At 30.1% G+C, this 16,649-nt stretch carries 11 protein-coding genes and 1 riboswitch; of the genes, 7 read left to right on the forward strand and 4 right to left on the reverse strand.

The genetic code is table 11. From position 1 onward, the window contains the following. Entirely contained in the window at positions 1–378 is a 378-nt protein-coding gene (locus tag ACWJKS_RS03165) for a GntR family transcriptional regulator (protein WP_462960423.1), read from the reverse strand. A gap of 337 nt (positions 379–715) precedes the next feature. Between ACWJKS_RS03165 and ACWJKS_RS03170 the strand changes: the two genes are divergently transcribed. Continuing rightward, positions 716–880: a zinc-ribbon domain-containing protein gene (locus tag ACWJKS_RS03170; protein WP_165413014.1), complete on the forward strand. Its 165-nt coding sequence runs from the start codon at positions 716–718 to the stop codon at positions 878–880. Positions 881–966: 86 nt separating this feature from the next. Here ACWJKS_RS03170 and ACWJKS_RS03175 read toward each other — a convergent pair whose 3' ends face one another. After that, positions 967–3,495, reverse strand: coding sequence for a cation-translocating P-type ATPase (locus tag ACWJKS_RS03175; protein WP_462960424.1), 2,529 nt, complete (start codon positions 3,493–3,495; stop codon positions 967–969). 510 nt (positions 3,496–4,005) lie between these two features. Beyond that, positions 4,006–4,195: riboswitch (M-box (ykoK) riboswitch) on the forward strand. A 427-nt stretch (positions 4,196–4,622) separates the two neighbouring features. On the opposite strand from ACWJKS_RS03175, the gene ACWJKS_RS03180 reads away from it, so the two are divergent. Beyond that, a complete protein-coding gene (locus ACWJKS_RS03180) occupies positions 4,623–6,341 on the forward strand; it encodes an ABC transporter permease (protein ID WP_165413012.1) in 1,719 nt (572 codons plus the stop codon). Between the two features lie 173 nt (positions 6,342–6,514). On the opposite strand, the gene ACWJKS_RS03185 is transcribed toward ACWJKS_RS03180, so the two are convergent. Next, positions 6,515–8,050 (reverse strand): transposase, encoded by a 1,536-nt coding sequence (locus tag ACWJKS_RS03185; RefSeq protein ID WP_462959514.1) that lies wholly within the window; start codon positions 8,048–8,050, stop codon positions 6,515–6,517. 268 nt (positions 8,051–8,318) lie between these two features. Between ACWJKS_RS03185 and ACWJKS_RS03190 the strand changes: the two genes are divergently transcribed. After that, on the forward strand, positions 8,319–9,635 hold the full coding sequence (locus tag ACWJKS_RS03190) for an ABC transporter ATP-binding protein (RefSeq protein ID WP_216302705.1): 1,317 nt from the start codon (positions 8,319–8,321) through the stop codon (positions 9,633–9,635). A 307-nt stretch (positions 9,636–9,942) separates the two neighbouring features. Next, a complete protein-coding gene (locus tag ACWJKS_RS03195; protein WP_462953187.1) occupies positions 9,943–10,530 on the forward strand; it encodes a phosphatase PAP2 family protein in 588 nt (195 codons plus the stop codon). Between the two features lie 127 nt (positions 10,531–10,657). Here the strand turns inward: ACWJKS_RS03195 and ACWJKS_RS03200 are convergent, their stop codons facing one another. Next, positions 10,658–11,878 carry an amidase domain-containing protein gene (locus tag ACWJKS_RS03200; protein ID WP_165413009.1) on the reverse strand — a complete coding sequence of 407 codons (1,221 nt, stop codon included), beginning with the start codon at positions 11,876–11,878 and terminating at the stop codon, positions 10,658–10,660. A gap of 187 nt (positions 11,879–12,065) precedes the next feature. Here ACWJKS_RS03200 and ACWJKS_RS03205 point away from each other — a divergent pair, with 187 nt between their 5' ends. The 3 genes from ACWJKS_RS03205 to ACWJKS_RS03215 all read left to right on the forward strand — a co-directional run bounded on the left by ACWJKS_RS03205 (position 12,066) and on the right by ACWJKS_RS03215 (position 16,585). Then, entirely contained in the window at positions 12,066–13,421 is a 1,356-nt protein-coding gene (locus tag ACWJKS_RS03205) for an MATE family efflux transporter (RefSeq protein ID WP_462960425.1), read from the forward strand. A 227-nt stretch (positions 13,422–13,648) separates the two neighbouring features. Then, positions 13,649–14,383 (forward strand): polysaccharide deacetylase family protein, encoded by a 735-nt coding sequence (locus ACWJKS_RS03210; RefSeq protein WP_462960426.1) that lies wholly within the window; start codon positions 13,649–13,651, stop codon positions 14,381–14,383. 174 nt (positions 14,384–14,557) lie between these two features. Next, positions 14,558–16,585, forward strand: coding sequence for a sigma 54-interacting transcriptional regulator (locus ACWJKS_RS03215; protein WP_462960427.1), 2,028 nt, complete (start codon positions 14,558–14,560; stop codon positions 16,583–16,585). The last annotated feature ends 64 nt before the right edge of the window (positions 16,586–16,649 follow it).

A 16,649-nucleotide genomic window follows, 5' to 3' on the forward strand; every position in this document is an offset into this window, starting at 1 on the left:
TTATTCCTCCTTTTTATTAGTTTGTATTTGTGAAATTATTTTTAAAATATATTCTTTTGTCATCCCCATATACATTGCCTCAGATAGTATTTTTGTTAATTCATTTTCTATTTTCTTTAGTTTTTCAGAATCTGCTACTTTCGCGGAGGGAGTAACGAAACTGCCTTTTCCTTTTATGGAGTGGATATATCCTTGTATTTCTAGTTCTTTATACGCTTTTTGAATAGTATTGGGATTCATAGTGAGCTCCATTGAAATAGTGCGTACAGAAGGTAATTGTTCATTAGGCTTCAATATTTCACTAATTATAAGTTGCTTAAACTTTTCTACTAGTTGTTCGTAAAGGGGCAGCCGACTTCTTAAATCTAATTCAAACATCTTATTTCTCCTTTCCTTCTTATTTTAAATGTATAACATTAGTGTGTTAACTGTATTATTGAACACAATACAGTTATAGTATAGAGGATAAATATTACATTGTAAAGGTGTAAATATAAAATTAAATTATTTATAACAGTATAGGATAAAAAAATTCCAAAATAACGATGAAAAATGTATTGTTATTCACTAATATGTATGGTAAGATACATGTATATTAACTGGTTAACGCCAGTTATTACTGAGACTAAACTAGATAACAACATATCCTCTTTTTAGAATATAATTGTTAATCGGTTGTTAGATCTTAATATTTGAAAAAGGAGGAATGTTTAAAATGGCAGATAAAACTTTAGTATGTAAAGACTGTGGTAAAGATTTCGTATTCACTGAAGGCGAACAAGAATTCTACAAAGAAAAAGGATTCGACAATGAACCTCAAAGATGTGTTGATTGCAGAAGAGCAAGAAAACAACAAAATGACAGAGGATTCAGAAACTAGTAAAGAACTTACTATAAACCCTATGGGATTAAACCTATAGGGTTTGTTTTTTTTTGTAGGCAATTGGGAGACTATCAGTAGTTATCCTAATTAGGAAAGGGCATTTTTTTAAATTTTTTAATTTTATTATTCTTTGGATTATTATAAAACTTAACAATTTCCCACCAACCAGTAGAAGCAGCACCAAGGATGGAAGCTAGTATAGCGGTTTTAAAATTCAGCGCTACAGTTTTAAAAATAGGATGAGCAGCTGGAATATACACTATTGAAAATAACATCATTAAGGCTAAACTATTAATGTAAAGTCTAGCTTTGCTACCTTTTTCCTTAAAAATACTAAATAGATACTTAGTGTTGGATCTATTAACTAAGACTAAAATTACATTTCCGACTATCAGGCTCATTAAAGAAAAAGTTCTTGCATAGTCTGCACTTAGACCTGAGTCAACCATATAGTGGAAAGGTAAAAATGCTGCTAAAAACATTGTTGTACCCTGTAATAAAACTTTTTTTGTTAATGCTCTCGTTAGTAGAGGTTCATCAGGCGAGCGTGGGGGCTGATCCATTATATAATCTTCTGCTGGTTCACCTTCAAAAACTATAGAACAGGTTGGATCCAAAATTAACTCTAAAAGAACGATATGAACAGGTAGTAATATTTGTGGTAAGTTAAAAACAGGTGAAAATAACGCTAAGGCCATAATAGGAATGTGAATTATCATTATATATACCATAGCTTTACGAATGTTATCAAAAACCCTTCTTCCATCTTCTATGGAGTGAACTATAGTTGTAAAATTATCATCCATTAGAATCATATCGGCAGCTTCTTTCGCAACCTCTGTTCCTCTTTTGCCCATTGCAATACCTATATTAGCATTTTTTAGAGCTGGGGCATCGTTTACGCCATCACCAGTCATTGCAACAATTTCACCGTTCTTTTTAAGTGCCTTAACTATCTTCATTTTATGTTCTGGAATTACTCTTGAGAAAATATCACAATGCTTCACTGCCTCGTAAAGTTCATAGTCGGTCATAGCATCAATTTCATCTCCAGTAATAGCAGAGTTATTAAAATTAAGACCGATCTCATGTCCTATGGCTATAGCTGTTTTAGAATAATCTCCAGTTATCATCATTACTCTTACTCCAGCTTTTTTACATATATTTATAGCATCCTGTACGCCTTCTTTCGGTGGATCTTGAAGTCCGATTAATCCCTTAAAACATAATCTATACTCTTCTAAATTATCTTTAAGGGTACAAGTTACTAAATCAGCCAGTACAATAACTCTTAACCCATTGATAGCCATATCATCGATAATATTTAAAATTTTTGCTTCTTCATTTGGACTTAAATTACATAGTGGCAATATAGTTTCTGGGGAACCTTTAGCTGCTATATAATAGGTATCATTTTCTTTGTAAATGTTCGCCATTCTTTTGGTTTTAGGATCAAAAGCATGGGTTTTAGCTAACTCAAGATTGTAAAGCTCATTTATGTCTATTTTATCAGTGCCAGCTGCAACTATTGCTTTTTCCATAGGATCGTAGGGATCTTTTTCGCAAGCTAAAACTAAAAGCTTAGCTAAATCTTTATCCAGAAGTTTATCTGGGTCTATAAATTTGTTGTTATATATAGTTTTTACCCTCATAATATTTTGTGTGATTGTTCCTGTTTTATCTACGCAAAGAACGGTGGTGGAACCTAAAGTTTCCACTGCAGGTATACTGCGAATTAAGGTGTTCTTTTTAGCTAACCTAAATGCGCCTAGGGATAAGAATATTGTAAGCACTACGGGGAACTCTTCTGGAATAATGGCCATAGCCAAGGTTATACCCGCGAGTATACTCTCAACAAATTCACCAGTATGCATATAGGAAAGACTTATTACTATAATGCATAAAATAAAGCCAGCAATAGCTAATGTTTTTACTAAATGAGATACTTTCTTTTGAAGAGGAGAGGGTTCCTGATTTGTTTCATTTATAGCCTTTCCTATTTTTCCATATTCCGTTTCAAAGCCTATTGTCCTTACTCTAGCAGTGCATTTCCCGAAATTAGACAAAGTACCTGCATATAAATAATCCTGTTTCCAGTATTCCTTAGAGGAATCTATAGCTCCGGTGGGTAGCTTATATACAGGTTCGCTTTCTCCAGTAAGGGAAGATTCATCCACTGAGAAATTTGATTCTTCGATTACTTCACAATCTGCTGGAATACGATCTCCTTCTGATAAAAAAATTATATCAGAAGGCACAAGTTCGCAACTTTTAATTACTTGTTTTTTTTCATCCCTAAGGGCTATAACATGGGGTGCCGTCAAATCTTTTAAAGCATCCATAGTTTTTTCGGTTTTCCATTCCTGAACGAAGGTTATAGTAGCAACAAAAATAACAAAAATAAGCATTATACTACCTTCTCTTGGTTCACCTAAAATAAAATATAAGGTTGAGGCCCCTGCTAATAATAAAAACATAGGCTCTTTGAATACACTTAAAAATTTTATTATGGGATTAGACTTTTTAACTTTCGCAAGCTCATTAAAACCATATTTTTCTCTAAGAGTTTTCACCTCGATCTTACTCAAACCTTTTAATGAATTATCTTTCACTTATTACACCTCATTATCAATTAATAATACATATACTAACTACTATATGTTATGAACGTAGAAATGTTAAAGGTTTCAGAAAAAATAATATAAATATATATTATCAATTGAGAATTATATGCAGATATTAATGAGAATTAATTGTGAATAATATGCATTAATATATGTTAATTGTTAATAAACAAGTGGATAGGAGAAACGATACCTATTTTTATGATGCTGTTTTTTTGATATGCTATAACTACAGAGCTTCATAATATATCTACAGTAGTAGTAAGGTGAAAATTTTGATTAATAAGACGAAACTGTAGTGAATGATATTAAAAAAACTGGATAAAATAATACTGTGGTTTATTTTATTAAATTAAAGATATAAAGTATCTGTGTGGGATATTAATAATGGTTTCTAATTGATAACAACAATTAAAAACTATTGAAAATATCATTGACATACTTTAGTTTTACGCATATTATAAAAATATAGACTAAAACTAATTGAGAATAACAATTTTATATTCTTGTTAGGTGAGGTTACTGTATAGAAATATGCTACTGCCCAGAAATGTCGAGAGACGCCAATGGGTCAGCAGGTACTACCGGATTAAGGTTTTACTTAATGTAGCTGACAACATTCATAGATAATATGAATGATTATGTTCTACGCTTTACAGTGCTAAAACTCAACGAGTGGAGAAGGTATTATTTGATTCGTATTGAATCTCTTCACTTGTTGTGGAGAGATTTTTTATTTTATGATATTTTAGAAGGAAAGTCTCCCACGTCTATAAGTGGAAGTTGCATACTATAACAAAGAAAAAACTTCAGTGGGAGTCTAAATATCCTTCTGAAGTCATTGATATTGCAGCTTCGCAGAAGATGATTTAAGGAGGTGATTGATATGGATGATGGCCCTGCGGATAGTAATTTAATAAACAAATTTAATGAATTTTATATCATTACCATAGCCAATCGCTATTTGATAGGTATGTTTTATTAAATATGTATTAGTTATGGTAGAAATATAAGGTTGCAGCATCGAAGACGATGATTTAACTAATTAAGTTTATTTAGATTACTATGAGATGTGTTAATTTTAATTCATAATACAAATCATAGGAGGTTTTAAAATGAAACATACAGTAAGTTTTATTAAAAGAAAATTTGGACTATTTGACATTATAATATTTGCATCAATAATAGCATTATTGTATATTTTGGTGTCACCAAGTATTAACCACACTTCAACTGGTCAAAGTGTAGTGATTTCAACAAGTCTATCAAAGCTTCCAATTTATGCTCTTAAGTCAGTTGGAAGAATGACGGCAGCATATATTTTATCATTAATATTTACATTTATATACGGATATATGGCTGCCCATAATGAAAAGGCAGAGAAGATTCTGGTACCTATACTCGATATTTTGCAATCAATTCCTGTACTTTCATTCTTGCCAGCTGTTGTTTTGGGATTAGTTGCAGTATTCCCTAATAATAACATAGGAATTGAAATTGCTTCAATTATTTTGATTTTTACCGGGCAGGCATGGAATATGACCTTTAGCTTTTATCATTCAATTAAGAATATTCCAAGAGATTTAAAAGAAGCAACTGAAGTTTTTCAATTAAGTAAATGGCAACAATTTAAAACCATGGAACTTCCATTTTCAGCTATAGGTCTTGTTTGGAATAGCATGATGTCTTGGGCTGGTGGTTGGTTCTTCCTAATGGCGTGTGAAATGTTTACCATAAAGGATAGAAATTTTAGACTTGAGGGTTTAGGATCTTATCTTCAAACAGCAGCTAATGAGGGAGATGAAAAAGCACTCTTGTGGGGAATAATTACATTAGTACTAGTGATTGTACTGCTAAACGAATTGGTTTGGAAACCTGTAATTGTATGGGCTGATAAATTCAAAGTAGAGCTTACTGGAAATGATGAAAAATCCCACTCCTTCATTCTTACAATGATAAGACGTTCAGTGATTATTGAATTTCTATCAGAAAAGGTATTTAGTAAAATTAAATTTTTTGCTAATAATATTATTGATAATTTAATAGGCAGATTTAGTAGTAGCAAATATTCGAGGGTTAGTATTTTAGGGAAGTTTATAAGCATAATAGTACGAATTATAATAATTATTTTACTTTGTTATTCGTTATTTAACGCGTTAAAACTTGTATCTACGGTTTCTCTTAATGAATTAAGCAAGTTTATTCCAGCTGTAGGAGCTTCATTAGTAAGAGTACTTGCTGCACAAGCTATAGCACTTTTATGGACAGTACCAGTTGGAGTTGCTATAGGAATGAATAAAAAGCTAGCAAATATATTTCAGCCAATTATCCAAGTTATAGCATCGGTTCCAGCTACTGCACTATTTCCTGTAGTATTGGGATTATTTATGAGTGCTGTTGGAGGATTAAGTATAGCATCAGTCTTTCTGATGTTAATGGGAACGCAATGGTATATATTGTTTAATGTGATTGCAGGAGCAATGGCAATACCAGAGGATTTGGTAGCAGCTAGTAAGACTTTTGGACTTAAAGGCTTTAAAAAGTGGAAGATACTAATACTACCAGCAATATTTCCCTATCTCATAACTGGAATGATTACAGCTACAGGTGGGTGTTGGAATGCCACTATAGTATCTGAATATGTGAATTTTGGGAAAGAGACATTTAGCACTATAGGAATTGGAGCATTAATATCAGATGCAAGTAATAGTGGGGATTTTCCAATGCTTATTCTTAGTACAATCGTTATGTGTATAGTGGTAGTTACATTCAATAAGTTAATTTGGAAACCATTGTATAATTTAGCAGAAGTGAAGTATAAAATAGAACTATAGTAAGAGAGTGTACTCGAAAAACAATAATTAACAATTCCCATATTTGAGGAATAAAAGTATTTATTTGGATGAAATGCTATACTTGAATTAATAGTAGGCATGACAAAAAGGCTTTTTTATACACTATTTTAAAAAAGCCGTAGGCTGGTTATTGAGTTAAAACTGATTATAAATTAGGCAGCTATTTTCTTGAAAACCGGGAAGATATCAGCAATTGTTACCTCTTTTTCATTAGCCCAAGCATCTATAAAACAGCAAAATGCACCAAGAAATACTCTTGTTATTCTGCGACCAACGGAATAGATAATCGATTTTTCAGCATGGAAGTCGTTGTTTATTCTATCCCAACACCTTTCAGTAGTTGAACGTCGTTTATAAAGAGATTTCCATTGCTTTGAACCTCTTAGTATAGGAGTAAAATATCTTGGATTATCTAATGTTTTAGTGTAATAAATTTTCTTGCTTTTAATAGGACATTTTTCACAGTGGTCACATTGAACTGGGAATAACCATTTATGCCTAAATTCCTTACGGACGATTCCCCAATTACGAAGCTGATGTCCACAAATTTTCCCATGAGGAATGCCCTTATCGTCAAGTTCAACAAAATCACTGCCTGATGAAGGTTTTAAAGAACGTGAATTTAAATCAATAATAGGATTTATTCCATAATGCATGCATAAAAGATAAAATGCATTAGCATCATAGGCAGAATCTAAGGCTACGGAATAGAATTTAATTTCAGGGTATAAATCTACAATCTCTTTAAGTGCATAAACACCGGTAACAGAATCATGCCGTGCTGCACTAACAAATTTAATATGGATAGGTAGGCTGTAAAAACTATCACAGGCAGTGAACCCGTGATAAGTTTGACCATAGTAATAGTGTTCATTAAAGCTATCCCAACCCCAGCTAGCACTGGGATCGGTAAACTTTCGATAACAAGCACAATGCTCTCCTGGTTTAAGTTTGCAATCACAAACTTTTTTACCATAAGGCGAAGCCTGTGTAGGCATACAAGTTCCATCACCAGCAATATTTAGTTTAGAAGGGTCACCCAAAATGCCCATTGATAAGGAAGGAATAACAAATAATTCCTTAAGTATGTTGTTCATTTTGGATTCTATTCTGTCAGAAAGCTTAGAATTATCATATTTTAAGATTCTTTTAACTAAACGTTCGACTACACCAGATTTGGAGTTATTCATCTTTTGGTTTTTCTTTTGTTTTTTACTTGGTTTACGTTTCAATTTACGCAGTTTGGATTTATATAGGATTTTATCCTTATGAATCAGCCTATCCATAAAATCATAAAAAGTACCTATGCCAGGTATTTGATCAGCAACTATGCCTTCGGCTTTAAAAGGCGAGTAGCAAGCAGGGATAAAGCCTGACAGAATTGCATAAAACGGTTCTGAACGTAATGTCTTTATCCAAGATGATATGCTGGTTTCTTTACAATAAGCCATAATAATAAGTGATCTGAGTAAAGCTACCGCATCTTTGGGCGGAGCCCCTTGATTGGAGTTAGAATAAGCACTTTGTATTAGAGGGACAATTCCGGTTAGGTCGGCAGACCAGATTTTTGTTATTATTGAACTACGCTCAAACAAAGTAATTTCTTGATTATTTTGAATAAAGAATTTTTCTAGAAATGTTTCAACGAAATTTTGATATTGAGTATGTGAGGCCTTAACAGTTAACATAAAAATCACTCCTTATAAATGAAAAATGGTAATAATATACATAATTCATTTTGCGAAATTTTTACTGCTGTCAAGTCTTATTTAAAACTATTTAATTAAAATAAATCGATAATACTAAGGATAGCTTAGACTATCTATGCTATCCGAAAGATATAAAACTCGAAGAAATTCTGGGGTGAAGTTGATATATGAATAAAAATGAACCTAGAATTAGCAATGGCTTGAGAGTTTCCGAGAGTACTAAGTAAGATAGAAAGAGGTGTTAGTAATGGCAAAGGTAAAAGAGTTTATTAAAGTAAGTGGAATAACTAAATATTATGGAGGTTCAGATAAGCCTACAATTGAAAATATAAATATAGATATTAATGAAGGAGATTTTGTTGGGATACTCGGACCATCTGGATCTGGTAAATCAACTATATTAAGAATAGTAACAGGTCTAATTCAGCCTGATAAAGGTGAAGTTTTATTTGATGGAAAAAGAGTTAACGGCGTTAACCCCTACGCATCTATAGTATTTCAAACATTTGCTTTATATCCATGGCTAACTGTACTTGAAAATGTAGAACTTGGGCTTAAAGCTAAAGGGTTTCCTAAAGAATATACAAGAGAGAAAGCAGAAGATTTAATAAATCTTATAGGACTAGATGGATTTGAAGAGGCATATCCTAAAGAATTATCAGGTGGTATGAGGCAAAGGGTTGGATTTGCTAGGGCGCTCGCTGTTGAACCTAAACTTCTATGTTTGGACGAACCTTTTTCTGCACTAGATTTTTTAACCGCTGAAAATTTAAGAACTGAGCTTATAGATTTATGGACAGATAAAAGAATGCCAATGAAAAGTGTGATAATGATTACTCACAATATTGAAGAAGCAGTACTTATGGCTAATAAAATAATAATATTAAGCAAAAATCCTGCAAGGGTAATTGCAGAATTAAAGGTAGACCTTCCTCACCCAAGAAATAGGAAGTCTCCTGAATTTGAAAGTATTGTAGATAACATCTATAAGGTTTTGACTAGTGGGAAATTGGAAGAAAAGATTGAAGACAAAGAAGTAACTGAAGCTATTAATGAAAATAAAGAAAAACCTGTTCTAATACCGAAAGCTCCTATAGGAGTTATGTCAGGTCTTCTTGAGCTTATTGACGATAATGATGGCAAAATGGATATCTATCAGCTTGGACGTGATTTAATGATGGAGAGTGATGATTTACTTCCAAATATTGAAGGGACATGTATGCTTAATTTCGCTGAAATAAAAGAGGGTGATATAATTATTACAACGCTTGGAAAAGAATTCGTTGAAGCTGATATAGAAGATAGTAAAACAATATTTAAAAATCAGATTAAAAATATTTCAACTTTTAGGGTTATTGAAAATGTGTTAAATAGTAAGAGAAATAAGACTATGAAAGAAGAATTTTTCAAGGAACTATTTATGCAGCATTTTTCAACTTATGAAGTAGAAAATACAATGGGTTCAATAATTGATTGGGGTAGGTATGCAGAGGTATTTAATTACGATCATGACTCTGAAGAATTATTTTTAGAAAATGAGGATAATAACGGTTATATCAATTAGTATTAAATTCACACCAGGAAAAAAATAAATATTTATATTAAACATCTAGATTTCAGATTTTATTTGTTATGTAGGTGTTTTTTTATTATAAGCTATCATAATTCTTAAGATAAATCTAAGAGTTTTTTAATCTATTTTTAATCTTACAAATATACAATATGAAATATGGTAAAAGTTTAAAGAACCATATAACGAAAGGGGAAAAAAACATGGATATTTAACTGTATAAATTACAATATTTCAGGAAGGGTATATGAAAAATATAGCTATTTTTTATAAGAATATATTATAGAAGGAGTAGTCGGAAATGAATATGATATTTTTTAGATTAATAAATAATTTGGCAAGTAAGAGTATGACATTAGATTGGATTATGATTTTTTTTGCAAAATATGTACCGTATATATTTATGGCAGTTATCGCAATAGTATTTGTTATAGGAATTATAAAGAATAATTCTGATTATAGAAAAGTTGCTATTAATACTTTTATTATTACAGTAATTAATTTAATACTAGCTTTTATCTTTGGAGGTATATACTACGTAGACAGACCATTTGTGCATAATAAGGTGAATTTATTATTACCTCATACGAAAAATGCATCATTTCCAAGTAATCATGTTATAGGAACAATGAGCGTAGCATTAGGAATTGAAAAATATAACAAGTTGGTTAGTATAATATTGATAATATTATCAATTATTATGGGTTTTTCAAGGGTATATGTTGGGCATCACTATCCTATGGATATTATAGGAGCGTATGTAATTGTTTTTGTAACAAGTTATATTTATAATTTAAAATTAAAGAGCAAAGTTGAAAAGTTATATGAAATGGTTGAAAAGAAAATAGCAACAATATTAGGGACTAAGTCATCATATAATGAAATTTGATATTTTTAAAATAGTATCAATTAGATAAATATAAAACACCCCATCAAATGGATCCTACAACTTTTTTTTAATTGTGTCCGTTAAATGGGGTGTGATTTTTATAAAAATAATGAATATGAGTTTAAAACTATTTGACATGTATTAAGTAGAAATTAATATTTTTATCGCCCCAACCTAAATCCCAAGGTACATGATATCTATCAATAGTGTGAGTATTAACAAGAGGATAACCATGAGAATCAAAACCGGTAACCATAGCAAAATGATCTATATCGCTACCTTTGGCATAACATATAAGATCGCCTATATCCAATTTTTGTACTGCACCACATGGATAACCAGGAATGGGAGAAATTAATTCCTTAAATGTCCCTTTTCCTAGTAGTTTTCCTCTGCCACTATAAAGTAAATAATTTTTAAAGGCATCAGCATTAACCCATGCCGAGCTTCCGTCAGCTCCGTCATATTTTTTGTAAGTACAGTTCCAAGTGCCATCAAATTTTAGGCCACCACCCTCTTTATCTCCCATTGATTGAGATACGTAATTTGTACAATTTCCACCGATACCGGTATAGTTTGTGTACCTTTTATTATATTTTGTTGAATTTCCACTTGCCCATGGTATTCCACAATATTTATCTGCGTATTTAACAGCATTTATTTTGTCATAATGACCTTTGGTAATAACTTTTAATTCAGATGATATTTTAGGGCAATTTTCCAGCTTATAAATAGGCTGTTTATTAGCATTAAGTTTGACGTCTTTTATTTCACCTAAATAAGATTTTAATGCATCTTCAAAGCAATCTAAATACCAATCGGAATAAACTACCCATTTCCCTTCTTTTTTGATTAATTCAATAGAGTGTGTTAATCCTACTCCAAAAACATTTGTAGTGGGTGCTATATCATTTTTATAAGAATACTGAAATTTGTAATATTCATCCACTAATAAGCGAATGCCTCTTTTGGTACTAGTTATTTTTCTAACTTTGGGGGTAGATTCAACTTTTATAAAATTCATATCTCTTTGACTTGACCAATCATTAAAATAACTTAATCTTTTTACTTCATGTTCTAAACTCCATTTCCCAAGTTTTTGAGAGGTATCAAAATAATTAGGGAGATTAGTAAGATCTTTAGTAATAAACATGGAGCAACGTTCTTTATAAATATCTTCGAGTGCTTTTGTAACTTCAGTTTTATCAGAATCTACTAAAGATATTGTAGGAATAGCAGTATCTTTATTGATATAAAAAGTATCTGGTTTATAGCAAAATAAACACAACAATAAAATAAAAGGAAAAATGATAATAGAAATACGAATTCGGTTAATGCTTTTTCTCATGAATTGATACACCTCCAATCTATTTAAAGCAATAATAAAATAAGTACTAATTTAGTATTCCACATTATTAAGATTTCTTGCAAAATTTAAAAATAAATTATTGTTAAATGTTGAAGAATTATTCATCAAAACAGAGTTAGCTAATATACTTTATAATGGCAATTAATTTTTGTGAGGTAGATTATGTATGGCATATAGGGATACAACAAATGAAGTCCTTAATATTTCTTTACCTGTAGTTGCGGAGATAACAGTATATACATTAATGTCCATTTTTGATTTGATGATGATTGGCAAATATGGCGGGAATGTAGCAGTAAGTGCTGTGGGATTAAGTAATAATTTAACAAATGCATTCATAGGAATATTTGTTTTAGGAGGTTTTTGTATAAGTATTGTTTCACTAGTTTCTAGACTGGTAGGTGCAAAGCAGTATAAAACCGCTGAAAAATTCGCAGCAATAGGATTAATTTTAGGTGTTATATTTTGTTTAATTATTACAATTTTTATTTTTAATTTTGGAAAAGAGCTTCTTTATATACTTGGAGCTAGAAATAGAATTTTAGAAATAGGATATTCATTTATAAAAATTAACTCTATAGCTATGTTTTTTTGTATGAATATGAGGCTTTTAAATTCTATTTTAATAGGATATGGAAACACTTTTATACCATTCATATGTTCCTTAATTGTAATTTCTTTTAAAATGATTTTTAATTACTTATTAATTTTTGGTATCGCATTTAAAGCAAGGGGGATAGAAGGATTGGCTATAGCTTCTATAATTGCTTATTTAGGTGGTTTTATTTTTTCATTTTACTATACTGTTTTTAAGGCTAAAATTAAGTTTAAACCCTTTTTTATTTTCAGTATTACTTTTAAAGATGTCAAAAAAATATTAGCACTCGCCATTCCTTGTTCATTGGAAGAAACAGTTTTTAGCATTAGCAAATTGATATGTGTTGCCATTATAATTCATTCAGGAAGCGTTTCCTATGCAGCGGATGAAATAGCTAATATGATAGAAGGAATTTCAGTTATGCCTAGTACTGGATTTGGAATCGCAGTTATTACTTTAGTAGGGCTTAATATAGGGAAAAAAGATTATAAAAAAGCAAAAATAACTGCGTATAATTGTGTTTTTTATGCTGTATTTATGATGGGCATATTTGCAATAATATTCTTATTTATGTCCAACATTCTGGTAAAGTTTTTTGTAAATGAAAATGAAAAGAGGGTTGCTTATTTAGCAGGGAAATGTCTTGCCATCGGAGCAGTAGAGCAACCGTTTATAGGTATATCGGTAGTCTTCGCTGGTGCATTAAAGGGGTTAGGAGACGTTAAAAGTCCGTTTTTTATTTGTTGTTTTACAAGTTGGATTATAAGATTACCATTAACATATTATTTTATTTATATTTTAAAATACCCGATTACAGCGGTATGGTGGATTACAGCGGTGCAATGGGGAATTGATGCATTGCTCATGTTTTGCCTCTTTAAATACAAATTTAGTAAATTGTCGAAAAAGTCAATAAGGCTGTAGATAATTACAAGGATAATATAAAACATATATTATGATTGCTATACATATGGAATTTAAATTATAGTAATTAGTATACCTAATTTATTATATATTATGTATACAATAAGCAAAGATAATACAATTATTTTTAGGACAATACAGTAAATTCCACTTATTATATAGATTACTTAGGGTAAAATAAATTTAATGAACAAAATATGTTTTATTAAATTTAAGGAGGAGAAATTGTGAAAAAGAAATATTTAATTAGATTTATAATTATATCCCTTGGGATATTTTATTTATCTGTTAATTCTTGTTTATTAGGTAGCCAAAGAGCATCAGGTTATTCTATAGCAAATAAAAAAGATGAAAAAGTTATATATTTAACCTTTGATGATGGACCTAGTGTTATGACAGATAAAGTTTTGGATATACTTAAAGAGAATAATGTAAAGGCTACTTTTTTTCTTATAGGAAATCAAATTAAAGGTCAAGAAGCTGTAGTAAAGAGAATATATAATGAAGGGCATAATATAGGGCTGCATTCTTATACGCATGAATATAAGAATATATACCCCAGTAGAAAGGGGTTTATTTCTGAAATGTTACAAACTCAGAAAGAAATTAATTCACTTATAGGAACTAATCCAACAATAATAAGATTTCCGTCTGGTAGTAGTAAACATTTAACTAAGGCTTTTTTAGAGCAACTTCATAGCTATAATTTTAAAGTATATGATTGGAATGCTACTATGTCTGATGGAATCAACGCTAAATTTCCCGCTGATAAGTTGTATACAGAAGCTACAAAAAATACCGTTACGAAGCATCCTATAATATTGCTTATGCATTGTGATTATATGCATAAAAACACATGTAAGGCACTACCTAGGGTAATAAAATTCTATAAAGATAATGGATACGAATTTAAAGTTATTAATGATGAAACTCCTGAAAATTATTTTCCTATTAAAAAATAATATGCAAATAAATTAGTTGAATAATATTTTCAAACAACAAAATAACTGTAATATAAGCTTAAATTTCGATTTTTTTTAATTGATATTTAAGCTTTATATTATGGAATACTAGATTGTTTATAAAGTAGTGTATAATATAATATATATTATTTAATACATATTGGGGGAATACATATGATTAGAGGTATAAGTTTAGTCGCAGGTTCTGAATGTACAAAAATAGCTTTGTTAAAGCAACTTGAAGAATACATAGATATCAAATATGTAAAAAGCTATGCCATAGAAAATAACAAAATTCATGACATAATAGAAAATGATTTGGTAATTCTTTCAGGCGAAATTGTTAAGCAGGAGTTAATTGAAAAGAATTTGTTAAATACTAAATGTGATATCATTATTGCAAAGAGAACTATAAATTATGACCATATTGATGAAATATTCTTAATACCGGAAAATACTGAAGTGCTCTTTGTGAATGATTTAAAAGAAAGTACATATGAAATGATAGAAATATTTAAGGAATTGGGTATTGACCACATTAAATGCGCACCATATTATCCAGGAATCTTAGAAATTAATAAAAGAATAAAAATCGCTATAACTCCAGGGGAGACAGATAAAATTCCTCGTTTTATAGAAAAAAATTATGATATAGGACCAAGAATAATGGATCCTACTACAATAATAAAAATTTTAGTTAAGCTAGATCTATTAGAAAAAAAATCATTTGTATTTTCTCAAAATTATCTTTTCAAAATAATTAATATTGCAGAAAAATTAGGTAAATATAATAATAAAATAATCAAGATGAATTCACATCTTAATTATGTTATTGATGGACTTCAGCAAGGGTTAATTGTATATGATAAAAATGGAATAATAAATGTATTAAATGAAGACCTAAAATGCAGTTTAAAAATAAGTAATAATAAATTAGTAGGTAAAAGACTCAAAAATGTGGTGTATAATAAAAAACTTTTAGAATACCTTATGGATAATACAGAGTTTGGTGAAAAAGGGTTTAATTTAGAGGGGATAGATTTATCGGTTAATAAATTTCAAATTGAAGATAATGATTATACAGTAGCAGTATTTAAGAAGTACTATGATACAACAAATGATAACAAGGAAAAAAATCTTATAACAAAAGGATTGGTTGCTAAATATTCCTTTGATGATATTATAAGTGATAATTCAAATATGCAAAAAACAAAAAACATAGCAAGAAAATTAGCAAAAACAGATTTAACTATATTAATTGAAGGAGAGAATGGTACGGGAAAAGAACTTTTTGCTAGTGCTCTACATAAAAGCTCAAGACGTAGCAAAGAACCGTTTCTCGCCGTAAATTGTAGCTCATTACCTGATGAGCTTATTGAAAGTGAATTATTTGGGTATGAAGATGGAGCATTTACAGGTGCAAAAAAGGGTGGAAAACCCGGTTTATTTGAGCAAGCAAATGGAGGGACTATTTTTTTGGATGAGATAGGAGATATTTCATTAAAAGTTCAAATAAGATTACTTAGAGTGCTTCAAGAGAAAGAAGTTATGAGGATAGGCGGTAATGGCATAATACCTGTAGACGTTAATATAATAGTAGCCACCAACAGAAATTTGTTTAAAATGATAGAAGAAGGCCAATTTAGAAAGGATTTATATTACAGATTAAAAATAGGATACCTTAAAATCGCCCCCCTACGTGATCGTAAAGAGGATATAGAGCCGCTAATGAAATGTTTCCTAAATATGGAAAGTAGACAAGAGATTAAAATTGATAGTGATGTAATTGAAATATTAAAAAGATATGATTGGTATGGGAATGTACGCGAACTTAGAAATACAATAAACTATATGCTTGCTATAAGAGATAGTGATACTATAACATTAAATGAACTGCCAGATATAAGTTTCTTTCAAAATTATGATACTAAAATTAATGAAAGTTCATGTTTAACTATTGATTATTTAGATAGGGAACTTAAGTATATACTAATGCAGGTACATAAATTGAGTAATGAAAGAATAATTGTAGGAAGAAAGATTATTTCAGAAGAAAGTAAAAAAAATAACTTTAATATGAGCGAATCAATGGTTAGAACTAGATTAGAAAGGTTAGAAAGAAAGGGCTTAATAGTAAAAGGTAAAGGAAAAAAAGGTACGTGCCTTACAGAGTTAGGTGAAAAAGTAGTATTACAAAAATAAAATAAAATTTAATATGTTAATTTAAAGATACATTATAATGAATGGTGACCATTAAGCATAATTG

The sequence above is a fragment of the Clostridium sp. CM038 genome, assembly GCF_055081105.1.

Coding starts and splice junctions, on each gene's coding strand:
- ACWJKS_RS03165 (WP_462960423.1), bottom strand. CDS start 378: ATGTTTGAATTAGATTTAAGAAGTCGGCTGCCCCTTTACGAACAACTA.
- ACWJKS_RS03170 (WP_165413014.1), top strand. CDS start 716: ATGGCAGATAAAACTTTAGTATGTAAAGACTGTGGTAAAGATTTCGTA.
- ACWJKS_RS03180 (WP_165413012.1), top strand. CDS start 4,623: ATGAAACATACAGTAAGTTTTATTAAAAGAAAATTTGGACTATTTGAC.
- ACWJKS_RS03185 (WP_462959514.1), bottom strand. CDS start 8,050: ATGTTAACTGTTAAGGCCTCACATACTCAATATCAAAATTTCGTTGAA.
- ACWJKS_RS03190 (WP_216302705.1), top strand. CDS start 8,319: ATGGCAAAGGTAAAAGAGTTTATTAAAGTAAGTGGAATAACTAAATAT.
- ACWJKS_RS03195 (WP_462953187.1), top strand. CDS start 9,943: ATGAATATGATATTTTTTAGATTAATAAATAATTTGGCAAGTAAGAGT.
- ACWJKS_RS03200 (WP_165413009.1), bottom strand. CDS start 11,878: ATGAGAAAAAGCATTAACCGAATTCGTATTTCTATTATCATTTTTCCT.
- ACWJKS_RS03205 (WP_462960425.1), top strand. CDS start 12,066: ATGGCATATAGGGATACAACAAATGAAGTCCTTAATATTTCTTTACCT.
- ACWJKS_RS03215 (WP_462960427.1), top strand. CDS start 14,558: ATGATTAGAGGTATAAGTTTAGTCGCAGGTTCTGAATGTACAAAAATA.